General features: G+C 58.8%; 15 protein-coding genes. 1 reads left to right on the forward strand and 14 read right to left on the reverse strand.

What is annotated here, in order from left to right:
- Position 1: 1 nt before the first annotated feature.
- Together fghA and BK662_RS30310 are read right to left on the reverse strand one after the other, a co-directional pair.
- Positions 2-847, reverse strand: coding sequence for an S-formylglutathione hydrolase (gene fghA, locus BK662_RS30305; protein ID WP_123360612.1), 846 nt, complete (start codon positions 845-847; stop codon positions 2-4).
- An 8-nt stretch (positions 848-855) separates the two neighbouring features.
- Entirely contained in the window at positions 856-1968 is a 1113-nt protein-coding gene (locus tag BK662_RS30310) for an S-(hydroxymethyl)glutathione dehydrogenase/class III alcohol dehydrogenase (protein ID WP_123360613.1), read from the reverse strand.
- Positions 1969-2074: 106 nt separating this feature from the next.
- On the opposite strand from BK662_RS30310, the gene BK662_RS30315 reads away from it, so the two are divergent.
- Complete coding sequence (locus tag BK662_RS30315) at positions 2075-2971, forward strand: LysR substrate-binding domain-containing protein (protein ID WP_123360614.1); 897 nt, start codon at positions 2075-2077, stop codon at positions 2969-2971.
- 78 nt (positions 2972-3049) lie between these two features.
- On the opposite strand, the gene ispD is transcribed toward BK662_RS30315, so the two are convergent.
- The 12 genes from ispD to fabZ form a co-directional block, all read right to left on the reverse strand.
- On the reverse strand, positions 3050-3757 hold the full coding sequence (gene ispD, locus BK662_RS30320) for a 2-C-methyl-D-erythritol 4-phosphate cytidylyltransferase (protein WP_123360615.1): 708 nt from the start codon (positions 3755-3757) through the stop codon (positions 3050-3052).
- Positions 3754-4032 carry a cell division protein FtsB gene (gene ftsB, locus BK662_RS30325; protein ID WP_007907178.1) on the reverse strand — a complete coding sequence of 93 codons (279 nt, stop codon included), beginning with the start codon at positions 4030-4032 and terminating at the stop codon, positions 3754-3756. The genes ispD and ftsB overlap by 4 nt, the downstream gene beginning before the upstream one ends.
- A 171-nt stretch (positions 4033-4203) precedes the next feature.
- Positions 4204-5493: a phosphopyruvate hydratase gene (gene eno / locus BK662_RS30330; RefSeq protein WP_123360616.1), complete on the reverse strand. Its 1290-nt coding sequence runs from the start codon at positions 5491-5493 to the stop codon at positions 4204-4206.
- Between the two features lie 156 nt (positions 5494-5649).
- Positions 5650-6495, reverse strand: a complete 846-nt coding sequence (gene kdsA, locus BK662_RS30335; RefSeq protein ID WP_008072675.1) for a 3-deoxy-8-phosphooctulonate synthase — start codon at positions 6493-6495, stop codon at positions 5650-5652.
- Between the two features lie 5 nt (positions 6496-6500).
- On the reverse strand, positions 6501-8132 hold the full coding sequence (pyrG, locus tag BK662_RS30340; protein WP_007907172.1) for a CTP synthase: 1632 nt from the start codon (positions 8130-8132) through the stop codon (positions 6501-6503).
- 274 nt (positions 8133-8406) lie between these two features.
- Complete coding sequence (gene tilS, locus BK662_RS30345) at positions 8407-9735, reverse strand: tRNA lysidine(34) synthetase TilS (RefSeq protein WP_123360617.1); 1329 nt, start codon at positions 9733-9735, stop codon at positions 8407-8409.
- Between the two features lie 151 nt (positions 9736-9886).
- Positions 9887-10834, reverse strand: a complete 948-nt coding sequence (locus BK662_RS30350; protein ID WP_052966371.1) for an acetyl-CoA carboxylase carboxyltransferase subunit alpha — start codon at positions 10832-10834, stop codon at positions 9887-9889.
- Positions 10835-10985: 151 nt separating this feature from the next.
- Positions 10986-14507, reverse strand: coding sequence for a DNA polymerase III subunit alpha (gene dnaE, locus BK662_RS30355; RefSeq protein ID WP_123360618.1), 3522 nt, complete (start codon positions 14505-14507; stop codon positions 10986-10988).
- Between the two features lie 83 nt (positions 14508-14590).
- The gene (gene rnhB / locus BK662_RS30360; RefSeq protein ID WP_008072671.1) at positions 14591-15232 is read right to left on the reverse strand and encodes a ribonuclease HII; all 642 of its coding nucleotides are present in this window, start codon (positions 15230-15232) and stop codon (positions 14591-14593) included.
- Positions 15232-16359, reverse strand: coding sequence for a lipid-A-disaccharide synthase (gene lpxB, locus BK662_RS30365; protein WP_123360619.1), 1128 nt, complete (start codon positions 16357-16359; stop codon positions 15232-15234). The genes rnhB and lpxB overlap by 1 nt, the downstream gene beginning before the upstream one ends.
- A gap of 2 nt (positions 16360-16361) precedes the next feature.
- Positions 16362-17138, reverse strand: coding sequence for an acyl-ACP--UDP-N-acetylglucosamine O-acyltransferase (gene lpxA / locus BK662_RS30370; RefSeq protein ID WP_008010226.1), 777 nt, complete (start codon positions 17136-17138; stop codon positions 16362-16364).
- On the reverse strand, positions 17135-17575 hold the full coding sequence (fabZ, locus tag BK662_RS30375) for a 3-hydroxyacyl-ACP dehydratase FabZ (RefSeq protein ID WP_007940511.1): 441 nt from the start codon (positions 17573-17575) through the stop codon (positions 17135-17137). Before fabZ ends, lpxA begins: the two co-directional genes overlap by 4 nt.
- Between the last annotated feature and the right edge of the window lie 75 nt (positions 17576-17650).

The raw sequence follows: 17650 nt of genomic DNA on the forward strand, positions 1-17650 counted from the left end.
ATTAGGCGCCTAGAGCGCGCGCATGATGTTGCAGGTGGTCGTCGATGAAGCTGGCGATGAAGAAATAACTGTGGTCGTAGCCCGGTTGCAGACGCAACGTCAGCGGATGACCCGCCAGTTTGGCGGCCTGTTGCAAGGCTTCAGGCTTGAGCTGGGTGGCCAGGAAATCATCGCGATCACCCTGATCGACCAGCAGCGGCAGTTTCTCGTCAGCCTCGGCGATCAATGCACAGGCATCCCATTCGCGCCATTTCGAACGGTCTTCTCCCAGGTAACGGGAAAAGGCTTTCTGGCCCCAAGGGCAATCCATCGGATTGTTGATCGGCGAAAACGCCGACACCGACAGATAACGCCCCGGATTGCGCAACGCACAGACCAACGCACCGTGGCCGCCCATGGAGTGACCGCTGATGCCACGCTTGTCTGATGTCGGGAAATGCGCTTCGACCAATGCCGGCAATTCCTGCACGACATAGTCATGCATCCGATAGTGCCGGGACCAGGGTTCCTGCGTGGCATTCAGATAAAACCCGGCACCGAGGCCGAAGTCCCAGGCGCCGTCCGGATCACCCGGCACATCAGGACCTCGTGGACTGGTGTCCGGCGCGACGACGATCAGCCCCAGCTCGGCGGCCATGCGCATGGCGCCGGCCTTTTGCATGAAGTTCTCGTCGGTGCAGGTCAGGCCGGACAACCAGTACAGCACCGGCAGTTTACCGCCCTGCTCCGCTTGCGGTGGCAGGTACACGGCAAACACCATGTCACAACCGAGCACGTCGGAGCGGTGCCGATAGCGCTTGTGCCAGCCGCCGAAGCTTTTCTGACAGGAGATATTTTCCAGGCTCATGACCAACCTCAGAAATGGATGACGCTACGGATGCTTTTGCCTTCATGCATCAGGTCGAATGCCTTGTTGATGTCTTCCAGGCCCATCGTATGGGTGATGAAGGTATCCAGCGGAATCTCGCCGCTCTGGGCCATTTCGACATAGCTTGGCAACTCGGTACGCCCACGCACACCACCGAACGCCGAACCGCGCCAGACGCGACCGGTCACCAGTTGGAACGGACGAGTAGAGATTTCCTGACCGGCGCCGGCCACGCCGATGATCACCGACTCCCCCCAACCTTTGTGGCAGCACTCAAGTGCAGCACGCATCAACTGGACGTTGCCGATGCATTCGAAGGAAAAATCGACGCCGCCATCGGTCATGTCGACGATCACTTCCTGAATCGGACGATCGAAGTCTTTCGGGTTTACACAATCGGTAGCGCCCAATTGCTTGGCGATCTCGAACTTGGCCGGGTTGATGTCGATGGCGATGATCCGCCCTGCCTTGGCTTTGACCGCGCCAATCACAGCCGACAGACCAATGCCGCCCAGACCGAAGATCGCGACGGTGTCACCCGGTTTGACCTTGGCAGTGTTGATTACCGCGCCGATACCAGTGGTGACGCCACAACCCAGCAGGCAGACTTTTTCCAAGGGTGCTTCTTTAGGAATTTTGGCAACGGAGATTTCCGGCAGCACGGTGTACTCGGAAAAAGTCGAGGTGCCCATGTAGTGGAAAATCGTTTCGCCCTTGTAGGAAAAACGCGAAGTGCCATCCGGCATCAGGCCTTTACCCTGAGTCGCACGAATCGCCTGGCAGAGGTTGGTTTTGCCCGACAGACAGAATTTGCACTTGCCGCATTCCGGGGTGTACAGCGGGATCACATGATCACCTACGGCGACCGAAGTCACGCCCTCGCCGATCGCTTCAACCACCGCGCCACCTTCATGACCCAGGATCGACGGGAAGATACCTTCCGGGTCCGCGCCCGAGAGGGTGTAGGCGTCGGTATGGCAGACACCGGAGGCGACTACGCGCAGCAGGACTTCACCCGCCTTGGGCATGGCGACATCAACTTCAACGATCTCGAGGGGTTTTTTGGCCTCGAAGGCAACGGCGGCGCGTGACTTGATCATGCTGACTCTCCAGTGAATAAAAACGAGCCAAGGAGTGTAATACAACGCCGTACGATGAATAATCAGGATAAAAGCAAAACATTATTGCCATACAGGGATAATCCTGATGTCCGAAAACCGCTGGGAAGGCATCGATGAGTTCGTCGCCGTCGCCGAATGCAGCCAATTCACTGCCGCGGCCGAACGCCTTGGGGTGTCTTCCTCCCACATCAGTCGCCAAATCGTACGACTGGAAGAACGCCTGCAAACCCGTTTGCTCTATCGCAGTACCCGCCGGGTCACATTGACCGAGGCCGGGCAAACTTTTCTGCAACATTGCCAGCGTTTGCAGGACGGTCGCGAAGAAGCGTTGCGCGCTGTCGGCGACTTGACCAGCGAACCCAAAGGCATGCTGCGCATGACCTGCGCCGTGGCCTACGGCGAACGATTCATCGTGCCACTGGTGACTCGCTTCATGGGGCTGTATCCGCAACTACGCGTCGACATCGAACTGAGCAACCGCCCGCTCGATCTGGTACATGAAGGGTTGGACCTGGCCATCCGCCTCGGCCGTCTGCAGGATTCAAGATTGGTCGCCACACGTCTGGCACCACGGCGCATGTACCTGTGCGCCTCGCCGTCCTACCTGGAACGGTATGGTCGCCCACACAGCTTGTCGGAATTGAGTCGCCATAACTGCCTCATCGGTAGCTCGGACATCTGGCAACTGGAACAGAACGGGCGGGAATTTTCCCAGCGCGTGCAGGGAAACTGGCGCTGCAACAGTGGGCAAGCAGTGCTGGATGCGGCGCTACAAGGGGTTGGGTTGTGTCAGTTACCGGATTACTACGTCCTGGAATACCTGAAAAGCGGCGAATTGATTTCGCTGCTGGAAGCCCATCAACCGCCAAACACAGCGGTTTGGGCGCTTTACCCACAGCAACGGCATCTGTCGCCGAAGGTGCGCAAGTTGGTGGATTACTTGAAGGAAGGCTTGGCCGAACGGCCGGAGTATCGAACTTAAGATCAAAAGATCGCAGCCTGCGGCAGCTCCTACGGGTGTACACATAACTTTGTAGGAGCTGCCGAAGGCTGCGATCTTTTAGCGGCGGTTAGCCCAACGCTGCCGCAACCACTCCAGATCTTCGGGGCGAGTGACTTTGATGTTATCGGATCGCCCCTCAATCAAGCGCGGCGCCTGGCCTGACCACTCCATGGCCGAGGCTTCATCGGTGATGACAACGTCCGCCACCAGACTGTCCGCCAACGCCCGATGCAATGTGCCAAGGCGAAACATTTGCGGCGTATACGCCTGCCAGATCACACTGCGATCCACCGTTTCCAGCACGCGCCCATGCTGGTCGACCCGCTTGAGGGTATCGCGCGCAGGCACCGCCAACAGACCGCCTACCGGATCGTCAGCGAGTTCACTGAGCAATTTATCAAGATCATCACGCGCCAGATTCGGTCGTGCGGCATCGTGAACCAACACCCAATCCTCATCGTCAGCGCCTTGAGCATGCAGATGCAGCAACGCATTGAGCACCGACCCGGAACGCTCGGCGCCACCCTCAACCCGCTGAATACGCGGATCGGCAGCACACGCCAGGTTCGGCCAATAAGGATCGTCGATTGCAAGACTGACCACCAACCCTTTCAGGGAAGGGTGATCGAGGAAACAGCCGAGGCTGTGTTCGAGAATAGTGCGCCCGCCCAGTTGCAAGTATTGCTTGGGACGGTCCGCGGCCATACGGGCACCGACGCCCGCGGCAGGAATCACGGCCCAGAAGGCCGGTAACGAATTAATCATTGGGCCAACTGGTAAAGGGTTTCACCGTCCTTGACCATGCCCAACTCATGACGAGCCCGCTCTTCAACGGTCTCCATGCCCTTTTTCAATTCGCTGACCTCGGCGTCCATCACCCGATTGCGCTCCAGCAACGCCTCGTTCTCGGCGTGTTGATCCGCAATCTGCTGCTTCAGCTCGGCCACTTGCGCCAGACTGCCATTACCCACCCACAGGCGGTACTGCAGGCCAGCCAGCAGCAAGAGCAAGACGAGGAACAACCAATTGGGACTGCGCATCGAATATCAGGTATCCAGTGAAAAAAGACAGCCATGCCAAAACTTTGAAGCTTCTGATAGCACGAAGCCTGGAAGAACCAGGCTTGTGCTCTTAAGGCATCAGATTAGTGGCAAATCCATCGCTGCTGCGATTTTTTCGACACAATCCGGTGTCTTTTTACCAGTTAACAATTAACCGCGGAATTCGCTACGACCGTTGTACTTGGCTTTGCCATTCAACTGCTCTTCGATACGCAGCAGTTGGTTGTACTTGGAAACACGGTCGGAACGGCACAGGGAGCCGGTCTTGATCTGGCCAGCCGCGGTGCCCACAGCCAGGTCGGCAATGGTCGAATCTTCGGTTTCGCCGGAGCGGTGCGAGATTACGGCGGTGTAACCAGCGGCCTTGGCCATCTGGATCGCTTCCAGAGTTTCGGTCAGGGTGCCGATCTGGTTGAACTTGATCAGGATCGAGTTGGCGATCTTTTTATCGATGCCTTCTTTCAGGATCTTGGTGTTGGTTACGAACAGGTCGTCGCCCACCAGCTGAGTCTTCTCGCCGATCTTGTCGGTGAGGATTTTCCAGCCCGCCCAGTCAGACTCGTCCAGACCGTCTTCAATGGAGATGATCGGGTAACGCTCGGTCAGACCTTTCAGGTAATCGGCGAAACCTTCAGCGGTGAACACCTGGCCTTCGCCGGACAGGTTGTACTTGCCGTCTTCGTAGAATTCGCTGGCTGCGCAGTCCAGAGCCAGGGTCACGTCGGTGCCCAGCTTGTAACCGGCATTGGCCACGGCTTCGGAGATCACTTTCAAAGCGTCTTCGTTGGAGGACAGGTTCGGCGCGAAACCACCTTCGTCACCAACAGCAGTGCTCAGGCCGCGAGCCTTCAGAACGGCTTTGAGGTGATGGAAAATCTCGGTGCCCATGCGCAGACCTTCCGAGAAAGACTTGGCGCCTACTGGCTGAACCATGAATTCCTGAATGTCGACGTTGTTATCGGCGTGCTCGCCACCGTTGATGATGTTCATCATCGGAACCGGCATCGAGTAAACACCCGGGGTGCCGTTCAGGTTAGCGATGTGTGCGTACAGCGGCAGGTCCTGGTCCTGTGCTGCTGCCTTGGCCGCGGCCAGGGAAACGGCGAGGATCGCGTTGGCGCCCAGGGTCGCTTTGTTTTCGGTGCCGTCCAGCTTGATCATCGCGTGATCCAGCGCTTTCTGGTCGCTTGGGTCTGCACCCAGCAACAGGTCGCGGATCGGACCGTTGATGTTGGCGACGGCTTTCAGAACGCCTTTGCCCAGGTAACGGCTCTTGTCGCCATCACGCAGCTCGAGTGCTTCACGCGAGCCAGTGGAAGCACCGGATGGCGCGCAAGCGCTGCCGATGATGCCGTTATCGAGAAGCACGTCTGCTTCCACAGTGGGATTGCCACGGGAGTCGAGAACTTCACGACCTTTGATGTCGACGATTTTTGCCATTGTTGTAAACACTCCAAAGTTGACGAAAACGACGCAGCTGAAGGAAATCTTTTATCGTCGGCAAGTGACGGACAGCGGGCAGGCTTGCGGACGATAAGGCTCAAGCCCGAGGGCCTGAGCATTAAATCGTGCGGTACTTTACCGGAGAATTGAGGTTTACGCGGTTTCTACCGTCGGAAAACTCTTCACCAGTTCGTCCAGTGCTTTGAGCTGGGCCAGGAAGGGTTCCAGTTTGTCCAGGCGCAAGGCGCAAGGGCCATCGCATTTGGCGTTGTCCGGATCCGGGTGCGCTTCGAGGAACAGACCGGCCAGCGACTGGCTCATGCCGGCCTTGGCCAGGTCGGTAACCTGGGCGCGACGACCACCAGCGGAATCGGAGCGACCGCCGGGCATTTGCAGCGCGTGGGTCACGTCGAAGAACACCGGGTATTCGAATTGCTTCATGATGCCGAAGCCAAGCATGTCGACCACCAGGTTGTTGTAGCCGAAGCTCGAACCACGCTCGCAGAGAATCAACTGATCGTTACCGGCTTCTACGCATTTGTTCAGGATGTGCTTCATTTCCTGAGGCGCGAGGAACTGGGCTTTCTTGATGTTGATCACCGCGCCGGTCTTGGCCATCGCAACCACGAGGTCGGTCTGGCGCGACAGGAAGGCCGGCAACTGGATGATGTCGCAGACTTCAGCGACAACCGCGGCCTGATCAGGCTCGTGGACGTCGGTGATGACCGGCACGCCGAAGGCTTGCTTGATGTCCTGGAAAATCCGCATGCCCTCTTCCAGGCCGGGGCCACGGTAAGAGGTCACAGAAGAACGGTTCGCCTTGTCGAAACTGGCCTTGAACACGTAAGGGATACCGAGTTTTTCGGTGACCTTTACGTACTCTTCGCAGACCTGCATCGCCATGTCGCGGCTTTCCAGCACGTTCATGCCACCGAACAGCACCATTGGCTTGTCGTTGGCAATCTCGATGTTGCCTACGCGGATGATCTTCTGCGCCATCAGGTTTATGCCTTCTTCTGGTGTTGGGTCAAAGCGGCTTTAACGAAGCCGCTGAACAATGGGTGACCATCACGTGGCGTCGAGGTGAACTCAGGGTGGAACTGGCAAGCGACGAACCATGGATGATCCGGTGCTTCGACCACTTCAACCAGCGCGCCATCACCGGAACGACCGGAGATTTTCAGACCGGCCTCGATGATTTGCGGCAGCAGGTTGTTGTTCACTTCGTAGCGATGACGGTGACGCTCGACGATCACGTCTTTGGCATAGCAATCGTGCACCAGGGAACCTGGCTCAAGCAGGCAATCCTGAGCGCCAAGGCGCATGGTGCCGCCCAGATCGGAGGTTTCGGTGCGGGTTTCGACTGCGCCGGTGGCATCTTCCCACTCGGTGATCAGACCCACGACCGGGTGACCGCTGGTGCGATCGAACTCAGTGGAGTTGGCGTCTTTCCAGCCCATGACGTTACGAGCGAACTCGATAACGGCCACTTGCATGCCCAGGCAGATACCCAGGTATGGAACCTTGTTTTCGCGAGCGTATTGAACGGCAGTGATCTTGCCTTCAACGCCACGCAGACCAAAGCCGCCCGGTACCAGAATCGCGTCGACACCTTCCAGCAGCGCGGTGCCCTGGTTTTCGATGTCTTCGGAATCGATGTAGCGCAGGTTGACCTTGGTGCGGTTGCTGATGCCGGCGTGACTCATCGCTTCGATCAGCGACTTGTAGGCGTCCAGCAGCTCCATGTACTTGCCGACCATGGCGATGGTGACTTCGTGTTCCGGGTTCAGCTTGGCATCAACCACCGCTTCCCACTCGGACAGATCAGCGCTGTCGCATTGCAAGCCGAAACGCTCGACGACGAAATCATCCAGGCCCTGGGAGTGCAGAATGCCCGGGATCTTGTAGATGGTGTCGGCGTCTTCCAGCGCGATCACCGCACGTTCTTCAACGTTGGTGAACTGGGCGATCTTGCGACGCGAAGAGATGTCGATCGGGTGATCGGAACGGCACACCAGCACGTCTGGCTGCAGGCCAATGGAACGCAGTTCCTTGACCGAATGCTGAGTCGGCTTGGTTTTGGTTTCGCCGGCAGTGGCGATGTACGGCACCAGCGTCAGGTGCATCAGCATCGCGCGCTTGGCGCCGACTTCGAAACGCAATTGACGGATCGCTTCGAGGAACGGTTGCGACTCGATGTCACCCACGGTGCCACCGATCTCGACCATGGCCACGTCGGCATCACCGGCGCCCTTGATGATCCGGCGCTTGATTTCGTCGGTGATGTGCGGGATCACCTGAATGGTTGCGCCCAGGTAATCACCACGGCGCTCTTTGCGCAGGACGTGTTCGTAGACACGGCCGGTGGTGAAGTTGTTGTTCTGGGTCATGGTCGTGCGGATGAACCGCTCGTAGTGGCCCAGGTCCAGGTCGGTCTCGGCGCCGTCGTGGGTGACGAACACTTCACCGTGCTGGAACGGGCTCATGGTGCCCGGGTCAACGTTGATGTACGGGTCCAGCTTCAGCATGGTGACCTTAAGTCCCCGCGCCTCCAGGATGGCCGCCAATGAAGCCGAGGCAATGCCTTTCCCCAATGAAGAAACAACACCGCCCGTGACGAATATGTAGCGCGTCATGAAAAACCCTAGAAGTCTGCGTTAAAGCGGTCCGAGCCGCCGGGGAAAGCGAAGGAAGGCCGAAGCCCCCGATCACCTGCATTAATCACAGTGCACCTTTCAAAAAAACCGCCGCGTTGGGACAGACCGGTAGATGAAACACCAGTAGGTTGCTCGCTACACATTTTTTGGAATCGCCCAGCAAAGACTGCTTGGTAATCGGCAACTCCTGCGATTCAGGCGAATCCACAGAAGTTGTATCAAGAAGGGAGCGTAGTCTACCGGAAAGCCCCTTTCAGCTCAAACCTTGATCTTCAATCGGCGGCTGCCAATGCAAATACCAGCCACCTTGCTCACCGCCATTTAGCCCCCGCAGGTTCGCCACCGCCAGCAATTGCGGGCCTCTGTAGACCAGCGGCAATCTGCCACGGACAAAGCTCGGGATGCCGCTTTCGTTGAGCAAACGCTTCAGGTCACGGTGGCCGCGATCGGGCAGGTTCATCACCTCGCCCCCCTCACGATAGCGGATCTGCAGCGGGCCAACGGGGATCTGACCGGTGAACGTGAGTACGCCATTATCCGGCAACGCCAGCGATACCGAAGGATCAGCCCAAGATGCCGGCGATGGCGGAGTGTGCAGCCAGCCACCAGACAACCACCAGAGACGCCCGCCCGCACGATGCAATTCCCCCGCCGCCAGCCGCCAGACCGGACGCGCATCGCCGGTCGCATCGCGCAAACTTTCCCAACCCGACCAATGGTCACTGTCCGGCAAAGTCGTCAACGGTTTGAGCCAGTGACTTAGCGCGTTGCGCTGGCGCGCATCAGACAGTTTTTCCAGTGGCGCCAGCTCCAGCGACGGCAACCCCAGCCAATCGAAATCACTGACCGTCGTGGCGTGGGCCAGATCGATTTGCGCCAATTCGTCGAGCAGTCCCTGCGCTTCGCTCAGATGCGCTGCGCTGCGGGCCATGGTCGCCACCGCTTGCGGCCAGCGCGCGGTCAACACCGGGAACACCTGATGTCGCAGATAATTGCGCGAGAACTGGCGGTCCTGGTTCGACGGATCCTCGATCCAGCTCAACTGATATTCCGTCGCGTAGGCCTCAAGCTCGGCGCGAGTGACGTCGAGCAACGGTCGCAGCAGATGCCCCCGGCCCAATGGACGCTCACTCGGCATTCCCGACAAGCCCCTCACCCCTGCCCCACGCATCAGCCGAAACAACAGGGTTTCCGCCTGATCGTCGCGGTGCTGGCCAGTGAGCAGCGCGTCACCAGCATGCGTCGCCGCGTTGAAGGCGCCATAACGCGCATCCCGCGCCGCACGCTCAAGGCTGGCGCCCGATTCAACCTGGACGCGCACGACCTCTAGCGGCACTCCCAGCGCATTACAGACCGACTGACAATGTTCCGGCCACGCATCAGCCGCAGCCTGAAGGCCGTGGTGGACATGGATGGCGCTCAGCGCCGGCAGGGATTGGGTTTTTGCAAGATGGACGAGTAGGTGCAGCAGGACAGTGGAGTCGAGACCACCGGAGAAGGCGATGCGCCAGGTTGTAGCGGCGCGCCAAGGTGTGAGGTTGCGCAGGAGTCTGGTAGACAGATCAATCTTCGAAGGATTCATAGACGTCGGCACTTCACATAGACCCAATGTGGGAGCGAGCCTGCTCGCGAAGGCTGCTTAACATTCAACAAATTCGTTGTCTGTTATACCGCTATCGCGAGCAGGCTCGCTCCCACATTGGTTTTGCGTCGTTTGCCCAAGCAGCGTCAGATCAGAGACCGTAGCTCATCAGACGCTCGTAACGACGGGCCAACAGCGCCTCGTTATCGAACTTCTTCAGCATCGCCAGTTGCGAGCTCAGCTCTGCGCGGATCGAGGCAGCCGCAGCGGCCGGATCACGATGAGCGCCGCCCAATGGCTCGCCGATCACTTTATCGACAATGCCCAGGCCCTTCAGACGCTCGGCAGTAATGCCCATGGCTTCAGCAGCATCCGGGGCTTTCTCGGAAGTTTTCCACAGAATCGAAGCGCAACCTTCCGGCGAAATCACCGCGTAGGTCGAGTACTGCAGCATGTTCAGCTGATCGCAGACACCGATCGCCAATGCACCGCCGGAACCACCCTCACCGATCACGGTGGCGATAATTGGGGTTTTCAGACGAGCCATGACACGCAGGTTCCAGGCAATTGCTTCGCTCTGGTTGCGCTCTTCGGCGTCGATGCCTGGGTAAGCGCCCGGGGTGTCGATGAAGGTCAGGATCGGCATTTTGAAACGCTCGGCCATTTCCATCAGACGGCACGCCTTGCGATAGCCTTCCGGACGCGGCATACCGAAGTTGCGGCGAACCTTCTCGCGCACTTCGCGACCTTTCTGGTGACCGATGATCATCACCGGCTGGTCGTCCAGACGGGCAACACCGCCAACGATGGCTGCGTCGTCGGAGAAGTGACGGTCGCCGTGCAGTTCGTCGAACTCGGTGAAGATGTGTTCGATGTAGTCCAGGGTATACGGACGTTTCGGGTGACGCGCCAGACGTGCGATCTGCCAGCTGGTCAGCTTGCCGAAGATGTCTTCGGTCAGCGTGCTGCTCTTGTCCTGCAGGCGGGAGATCTCATCGCCGATATTCAGCGAATTGTCATTACCGACCAAGCGCAACTCTTCGATCTTGGCTTGCAGGTCGGCGATCGGCTGTTCGAAATCTAGAAAATTCGGGTTCATAGGCGTCCGTCTTGGGTCGACCTCCAAGAGAGCTTGGGCCGGCCGGTTGTCTATTCGCGCCCTACCATAAGGGACAGGCGCGTTCAGGTCGAGATTAAAAGTTCGGGTCGGGATCAGGCGCGTTCCAATGGTAAAGAATGCCACCTGACCGTCAACGGTATTGGAGGAAGACGTTGTCTCGCCCGAACTGGTCACGCAGGGCTTGAATCAAGGCATCCGCCGGATCGATCCGCCAGGTCTCGCCGAACTGCACCAAGGCCTTCGCATCGGGACTGGTGTACTCCATGGTGATCGGGCACGCGCCGCGGTGGCGCTTGAACAGCTCACCCAGCCAGCGTAGCTGATCGCCCTTCAAATCCCTGGTGTGCAGTTTCAGGCGCAGGCTTTCGGCCAGGTTGGTGCGCGCGTCTTCCATGCTCATCACCCGCTTGACCCGCAACCGCAGGCCACCAGAGAAGTCGTCGTTGCTGACTTCGCCTTCGACCACCACCATCGCGTCGGTCTGCAACAGCGACTGCGCGGAGTGGAAGGCGTCGGCGAACAACGAGGCTTCGATCCGCCCGGAGCGGTCGTCGAGGGTGATGAACCCCATTTTGTCGCCCTTTTTGTTCTTCATCACTCGCAGGGCGATGATCATGCCCGCGACCGTCTGGGTATCGCGAGCCGGCTTCAGGTCGATGATGCGCTGACGGGCGAAACGACGGATTTCGCCTTCGTATTCGTCGATCGGGTGACCGGTCAGGTACAGGCCCAGGGTGTCTTTCTCCCCTTTCAGGCGTTCCTTGAGGGTCAGTTCCTTGGCCTTGCGATGATTGGCGTAGACGTCGGCGTCTTCCTCGACGAACAGGCCGCCAAACAGATCGGCGTGGCCACTGTCGTGGGTGCGAGCGGTTTGTTCGGCAGCCTTGATCGCCCCTTCCATCGCGTTCAACAAGACCGCGCGGTTCTGGTCGATGCTGGCTTGATAGGCTTTGGGTTCGTCATGGAAATACGGGCCCAGACGATCCAGCGCGCCGCTGCGGATCAAACCGTCCAGGGTGCGCTTGTTGATCCGTTTGAGATCGACACGGGCGCAGAAATCGAACAGATCCTTGAACGGTCCGTCCTGACGCGCCTCAGTGATCGCTTCAACCGGCCCTTCGCCCACACCCTTGATTGCGCCGAGGCCATAAATAATGCGGCCTTCGTCATTCACCGTGAACTTGAACTCCGAAGTATTCACATCCGGCGCGTCGAGACGCAGCTTCATGGTGCGAATTTCTTCGATCAAGGTCACGACCTTGTCGGTGTTGTGCATATCCGCCGACAGTACCGCGGCCATGAACGGCGCCGGGTAGTGGGTTTTCAGCCACGCGGTCTGGTACGACACCAGGCCGTAAGCGGCGGAGTGGGATTTGTTGAAGCCGTAACCGGCGAACTTTTCTACCAGGTCAAAGATGTTACCGGCCAGGTCGGCGTCGATGTTGTTGGTGGCGCAACCTTCAATGAAACCGCCACGTTGCTTGGCCATTTCTTCGGGTTTTTTCTTACCCATGGCTCGACGCAGCATGTCTGCACCGCCAAGGGTGTAACCGGCCATGACCTGGGCAATCTGCATCACCTGTTCCTGATACAGGATGATGCCGTAAGTCGGCGCCAGGACTGGCTTGAGGCCTTCGTACTGGTAATCCGAGTGCGGGTACGCGAGTTCCGCGCGACCGTGCTTACGGTTGATAAAGTCGTCAACCATGCCTGATTGCAACGGGCCCGGACGGAACAGGGCCACCAGTGCGATCAAGTCTTCCAGGCAGTCGGGCTTGAGCTTTTTGATCAGCTCTTTCATGCCGCGCGACTCGAGCTGGAACACTGCAGTGGTTTCAGCTTTTTGCAGCAGCGTGTAAGTCGGTTTGTCGTCCAGCGGGATAAAGGCGATATCCAGCGGCGGCTCGTTGACCTTGGCGCGATCGCGGTTGATGGTTTTCAGCGCCCAGTCGATGACCGTCAGGGTTCGCAACCCCAGGAAGTCGAACTTCACCAGACCGGCAGCCTCGACGTCGTCCTTGTCGAACTGGGTAACCAGACCATCGCCCGCTTCGTCGCAATAGATCGGCGAGAAGTCGGTCAGCTTGGTCGGCGCGATTACCACACCACCGGCGTGCTTGCCGACGTTACGCACAACACCTTCAAGCTTGCGCGCCATCTCCCAGATTTCCGCAGCCTCTTCATCGACCTTGATGAAGTCGCGCAGAATTTCTTCCTGCTCGTAGGCCTTTTCCAGGGTCATGCCGACTTCGAACGGAATCATCTTCGACAGACGATCCGCCAGGCCGTAGGACTTGCCCTGCACCCGCGCCACGTCACGGACCACGGCTTTCGCCGCCATGGAACCAAAGGTGATGATCTGGCTAACCGCGTTACGGCCGTATTTCTCGGCCACGTAATCGATCACCCGGTCACGACCGTCCATGCAGAAGTCGACGTCGAAGTCGGGCATGGAAACCCGTTCCGGGTTAAGGAAACGTTCGAACAGCAGGTCATATTCCAGCGGGTCGAGGTCGGTGATCTTCTGCACATAGGCCACCAGCGACCCGGCACCCGACCCACGCCCCGGACCTACCGGCACGCCGTTGCTCTTGGCCCACTGGATAAAGTCCATCACGATCAGGAAGTAACCGGGAAAGCCCATCTGGATGATGATATCCAGCTCGAAATTCAACCGGTCGACGTAGACCTGGCGCTTGGCTTCGTAGTCTTCGGTGGTGTCCTTGGGCAGCAGAACAGAGAGGCGCTCTTCCAGACCGTCGAAGGAAACCTTGCGGAAGTACTCGTCGATGGTCATGCCATCGGGAATCGGGAAGTTGGGCAGGAAGTGCTTGCCCAGTTTCACGTCGATGTTGCAGCGCTTGGCGATCTCGACGGTGTTTTCCAGCGCCTCGGGCAAGTCGCTGAACAGCTCGGCCATTTCCTCGGCGCTTTTGAGGTATTGCTGATCGCTGTAATTCTTCGAACGCCGCGGATCGTCGAGGGCGCGGCCCTCACCGATGCACACGCGGGTTTCGTGGGCTTCGAAGTCTTCCTGCTTGATGAAGCGCACATCGTTGGTCGCCACCAGCGGCGCGCCGATTTTCGCCGCCAGCGCTACGGCGCCGTGCAGTTGCTCTTCGTCATTGGGGCGGCTGGTGCGCTGGACTTCCAGATAGAAACGATCCGGGAACACCGCCATCCACTCGCGTGCCAGGGTTTCGGCTTCGTCCGGGTTGCCGCTGAGCATGGCCAGACCGATCTCGCCCTCTTTCGCCGCCGACAGCATGATCAAGCCTTCGCTGGCTTCGGCCACCCACTCACGCTCGATGATGACCGAGCCATTGCGCTGGCCGTCGATGAAGCCGCGAGAGATCAGTTCGGTGAGGTTGCGATAGCCCACGGCGTTCATCGCCAGCAGGCTGATCCGGCTCAAGGAGTTGTCCGGATCCTTGTTCGACAGCCACAGGTCGGCGCCGCAGATCGGCTTGATCCCCGCACCCATGGCAGCTTTATAGAATTTGACCAGGGAACACATGTTGTTCTGGTCAGTGACCGCCACGGCAGGCATGTTCATGCCGACCAGAGTCTTGACCAGCGGTTTGATCCGCACCAGACCGTCGACCAGGGAATATTCAGTGTGCAGGCGTAGATGAACGAATGAAGCCGGCATAGTGATCCTGTCTAGAAACTAGAAACGTGAAGACAACAAGGCCCGGATTGTACCGGGCCTTGAGTAAAACATCAGCCTTGCGACTAACTACCGATCAGGTTTTCCCGCGCCTCATACGCCAAGCGTACCGGGGCGAACGAGCGGCGATGAATTGGTGTCGGCCCCAAGCGGGCCAGCGCTTCCAGATGAACGGGCGTCGGGTAACCTTTATGGCCTCCGATCCCGTAACCCGGATAAATCAATTCGAACGCCGCCATTTCTCGATCACGGCTGACCTTGGCCAGAATCGATGCCGCGGCAATGGCTGGCACCTTGCCGTCGCCCTGAATTACCGCTTCGGCGCGCATAGAGAGTTTCGGGCAACGGTTGCCGTCGATCATCGCCAGTTTCGGCTGAATGTGCAGCCCCTCGACGGCACGCTGCATGGCCAGCATGGTGGCGTGAAGAATGTTCAGTTCGTCGATTTCTTCTACTTCAGCGCGCGCGACATACCAGCTCAGGGCCTTTTCGCAGATTTCGTCGTAAAGCGCATCACGGCGAGCTTCGGTAAGCTTCTTCGAGTCGTTGAGGCCCAAGATGGGGCGGCTCGGATCGAGGATCACTGCCGCCGTCACCACCGCGCCACACAGCGGGCCGCGACCGACTTCATCGACACCCGCCACCAGATCTTCAAGTTCATCGACTAGCATAAAATCCAGGCCCAGCTGCTTACTTGCTTTGCTCATTATGCTCTGCCAATCAGGTTCAGTACCGCGTCCGCTGCCTGATTGGAGGCGTCCAAGCGCAGGGTTCGGTGGATTTCGTCAAAGCCTCGGGTCTGCTCCTGGCCACCTTCGATCAGTGGCGACAGGGTCTGGGCCAAGGCCTCTACCGTCGCATCGTCCTGCAACAACTCCGGCACCAGCAGGCGCTGGGCCAGCAGATTCGGCAAGGAGACGTAAGGACTCTTCACCATCCGTTTGAGAATCCAGAACGTCAGCGGCGCCAAACGATAAGCCACCACCATCGGCCGCTTGTACAACAAGGCTTCCAGCGTAGCCGTGCCCGAAGCGATCAACACCGCGTCGCAAGCAGCCAGGGCCAGATGGGATTTGCCGTCGAGCAAGGTCAGCGGCAGATCGCGACCGGCCAGCAGCTCTTCAAGCTGGGCCCGGCGCTGCGGGCTCGCGCATGGCATGACGAACCGTACGCCTGGGCGCATGGCGCGCAAGCGCTGTGCGGTGTCGAGGAACAACGCACCAAGGCGCCCGACCTCACCACCCCGGCTACCCGGCATCAGGGCGACCAGCGGTCCATCCGGCAAGCCAAGTTCGGCCCGCGCTGCGGCGCGATCAGCCTCAAGCGGAATCGCGTCGGCCAGGGAATGGCCGACAAACCGCACAGGCACGCCCTTCTCTTCATAAAATTTAGCTTCGAACGGGAACAGCGTCAGCATCAGGTCGCAACCTTCGCGAATCTTCAGCACCCGCTTCTGCCGCCAGGCCCAGACCGACGGGCTGACGTAATGCACGGTCTTGATCCCGGCCTGACGCAGCTTGAGTTCGATATTGAGGTTGAAGTCCGGGGCATCGATACCGATGAACACGTCCGGCTTCTCGGCGATCAGGTCCGCGACCAGTTTCTTGCGACGTGCCAACAGCTCGCGCAAACGGCCCAGCACTTCCACCAAGCCCATGACAGAAAGGCGTTCCATCGGGAAATACGACGTCAGGCCTTCAGCCTGCATCAGCGGACCGCCGACACCGATGAACTCGACTGCCGGATGACGAGCCTTGAGCGCGCGCATGAGGCCCGCACCCAGAATGTCACCGGAAGCCTCTCCCGCCACCAGCGCAATACGCAAATTGGTCATGGTTAACGGGTAATGCCGCGGGTCGAAGACTGGATGGAGTCACGGAATACCGCAACTTCCGGGAACTGAAGCGAGGGTTCGGCCAACTCGGCAAGCGCCTGTTCGACCGTCAGGCCCTGGCGGTAAACCACCTTGTAGGCACGACGTAGCGCGTGGATCGCATCTTCGCTGAAACCGCGACGGCGCAAGCCTTCGAAGTTCATGCTGCGGGCTTCGGCCGGGTTGCCGAATACCGTGACGTAGGCTGGAACGTCCTTGCCAATGGCAGTGCCCATGCCGGAAAAGCTGTGGGCACCAATGTGGCAATACTGGTGAACCAGGGTAAAACCGGACAGGATCGCCCAGTCTTCAACATGCACATGGCCCGCCAACGCGGTGTTGTTGACCAGAATGCAGTGGTTACCGATAACGCTGTCGTGACCGATGTGGGCATAGGCCATGATCAGGTTGTGATCACCCAGGGTCGTTTCCGAACGGTCCTGAATGGTCCCGCGGTGAATCGTCACGCCTTCGCGAATGACGTTATGGTCACCGATGACCAGACGGGTTTCTTCGCCCTTGTATTTCAAATCGGGCGTGTCCTCGCCTACCGAAGAAAACTGGTAGATGCGGTTGTGCTTACCGATTCGGGTCGGGCCCTTGAGAATCACATGCGGCCCGATCACTGTCCCCTCGCCGATTTCCACACCTGCGCCGATGATCGACCAAGGGCCGACTTCGACGTCGTCGGCCAGGATGGCCGTCGGATCGATGATTGCGCGAGGGTCAATCAAACTCATAGTTTGCGTTCCGCGCAGATGATTTCAGCGGAGCAGACTGGCTTGCCGTCGACCGAAGCCTGGCATTCGAACTTCCAGATCTGACGCTTGCAACTGATGAACTTGGCTTCCAGGATCAGTTGATCACCCGGCAGCACGGGCTGGCGGAAACGCAGTTTGTCGGAGCCGACGAAGTAGTAAAGCGTGCCGTCTGCAGGTTTCACATCCAGCATTTTGAAACCAAGGATCCCGGCAGCCTGAGCCATCGCTTCGATGATCAGTACGCCCGGCATGATTGGATGCGCAGGGAAGTGACCATTGAAGAACGGTTCGTTGATGCTGACATTCTTGTAGGCGCGAATGCGCTTGCCTTCCACATCCAGATCCACGACCCGGTCCACCAGCAGGAACGGGTAACGGTGAGGCAGGTATTCGCGAATCTCGTTGATGTCCATCATTTCGGGGGGAAGCCTATGTAAAGATTGGGAGCGCGCGACTGACGCGCACTCCTCTAGCAAATCAAGGAGGCAGTC

This window comes from Pseudomonas frederiksbergensis (genome assembly GCF_003732275.1).
Taxonomy (GTDB): domain Bacteria; phylum Pseudomonadota; class Gammaproteobacteria; order Pseudomonadales; family Pseudomonadaceae; genus Aquipseudomonas; species Aquipseudomonas frederiksbergensis_H.

What these genes read in the sequence shown, in the direction of transcription:
- dnaE (WP_123360618.1), bottom strand. Translation starts at nt 14,507, where the DNA reads ATGCCGGCTTCATTCGTTCATCTACGCCTGCACACTGAATATTCCCTG.
- lpxA (WP_008010226.1), bottom strand. Translation starts at nt 17,138, where the DNA reads ATGAGTTTGATTGACCCTCGCGCAATCATCGATCCGACGGCCATCCTG.
- rnhB (WP_008072671.1), bottom strand. Translation starts at nt 15,232, where the DNA reads ATGAGCAAAGCAAGTAAGCAGCTGGGCCTGGATTTTATGCTAGTCGAT.
- BK662_RS30310 (WP_123360613.1), bottom strand. Translation starts at nt 1,968, where the DNA reads ATGATCAAGTCACGCGCCGCCGTTGCCTTCGAGGCCAAAAAACCCCTC.
- ispD (WP_123360615.1), bottom strand. Translation starts at nt 3,757, where the DNA reads ATGATTAATTCGTTACCGGCCTTCTGGGCCGTGATTCCTGCCGCGGGC.
- tilS (WP_123360617.1), bottom strand. Translation starts at nt 9,735, where the DNA reads ATGAATCCTTCGAAGATTGATCTGTCTACCAGACTCCTGCGCAACCTC.
- ftsB (WP_007907178.1), bottom strand. Translation starts at nt 4,032, where the DNA reads ATGCGCAGTCCCAATTGGTTGTTCCTCGTCTTGCTCTTGCTGCTGGCT.
- lpxB (WP_123360619.1), bottom strand. Translation starts at nt 16,359, where the DNA reads ATGACCAATTTGCGTATTGCGCTGGTGGCGGGAGAGGCTTCCGGTGAC.
- BK662_RS30350 (WP_052966371.1), bottom strand. Translation starts at nt 10,834, where the DNA reads ATGAACCCGAATTTTCTAGATTTCGAACAGCCGATCGCCGACCTGCAA.
- fabZ (WP_007940511.1), bottom strand. Translation starts at nt 17,575, where the DNA reads ATGATGGACATCAACGAGATTCGCGAATACCTGCCTCACCGTTACCCG.
- fghA (WP_123360612.1), bottom strand. Translation starts at nt 847, where the DNA reads ATGAGCCTGGAAAATATCTCCTGTCAGAAAAGCTTCGGCGGCTGGCAC.
- kdsA (WP_008072675.1), bottom strand. Translation starts at nt 6,495, where the DNA reads ATGGCGCAGAAGATCATCCGCGTAGGCAACATCGAGATTGCCAACGAC.
- BK662_RS30315 (WP_123360614.1), top strand. Translation starts at nt 2,075, where the DNA reads ATGTCCGAAAACCGCTGGGAAGGCATCGATGAGTTCGTCGCCGTCGCC.
- pyrG (WP_007907172.1), bottom strand. Translation starts at nt 8,132, where the DNA reads ATGACGCGCTACATATTCGTCACGGGCGGTGTTGTTTCTTCATTGGGG.
- eno (WP_123360616.1), bottom strand. Translation starts at nt 5,493, where the DNA reads ATGGCAAAAATCGTCGACATCAAAGGTCGTGAAGTTCTCGACTCCCGT.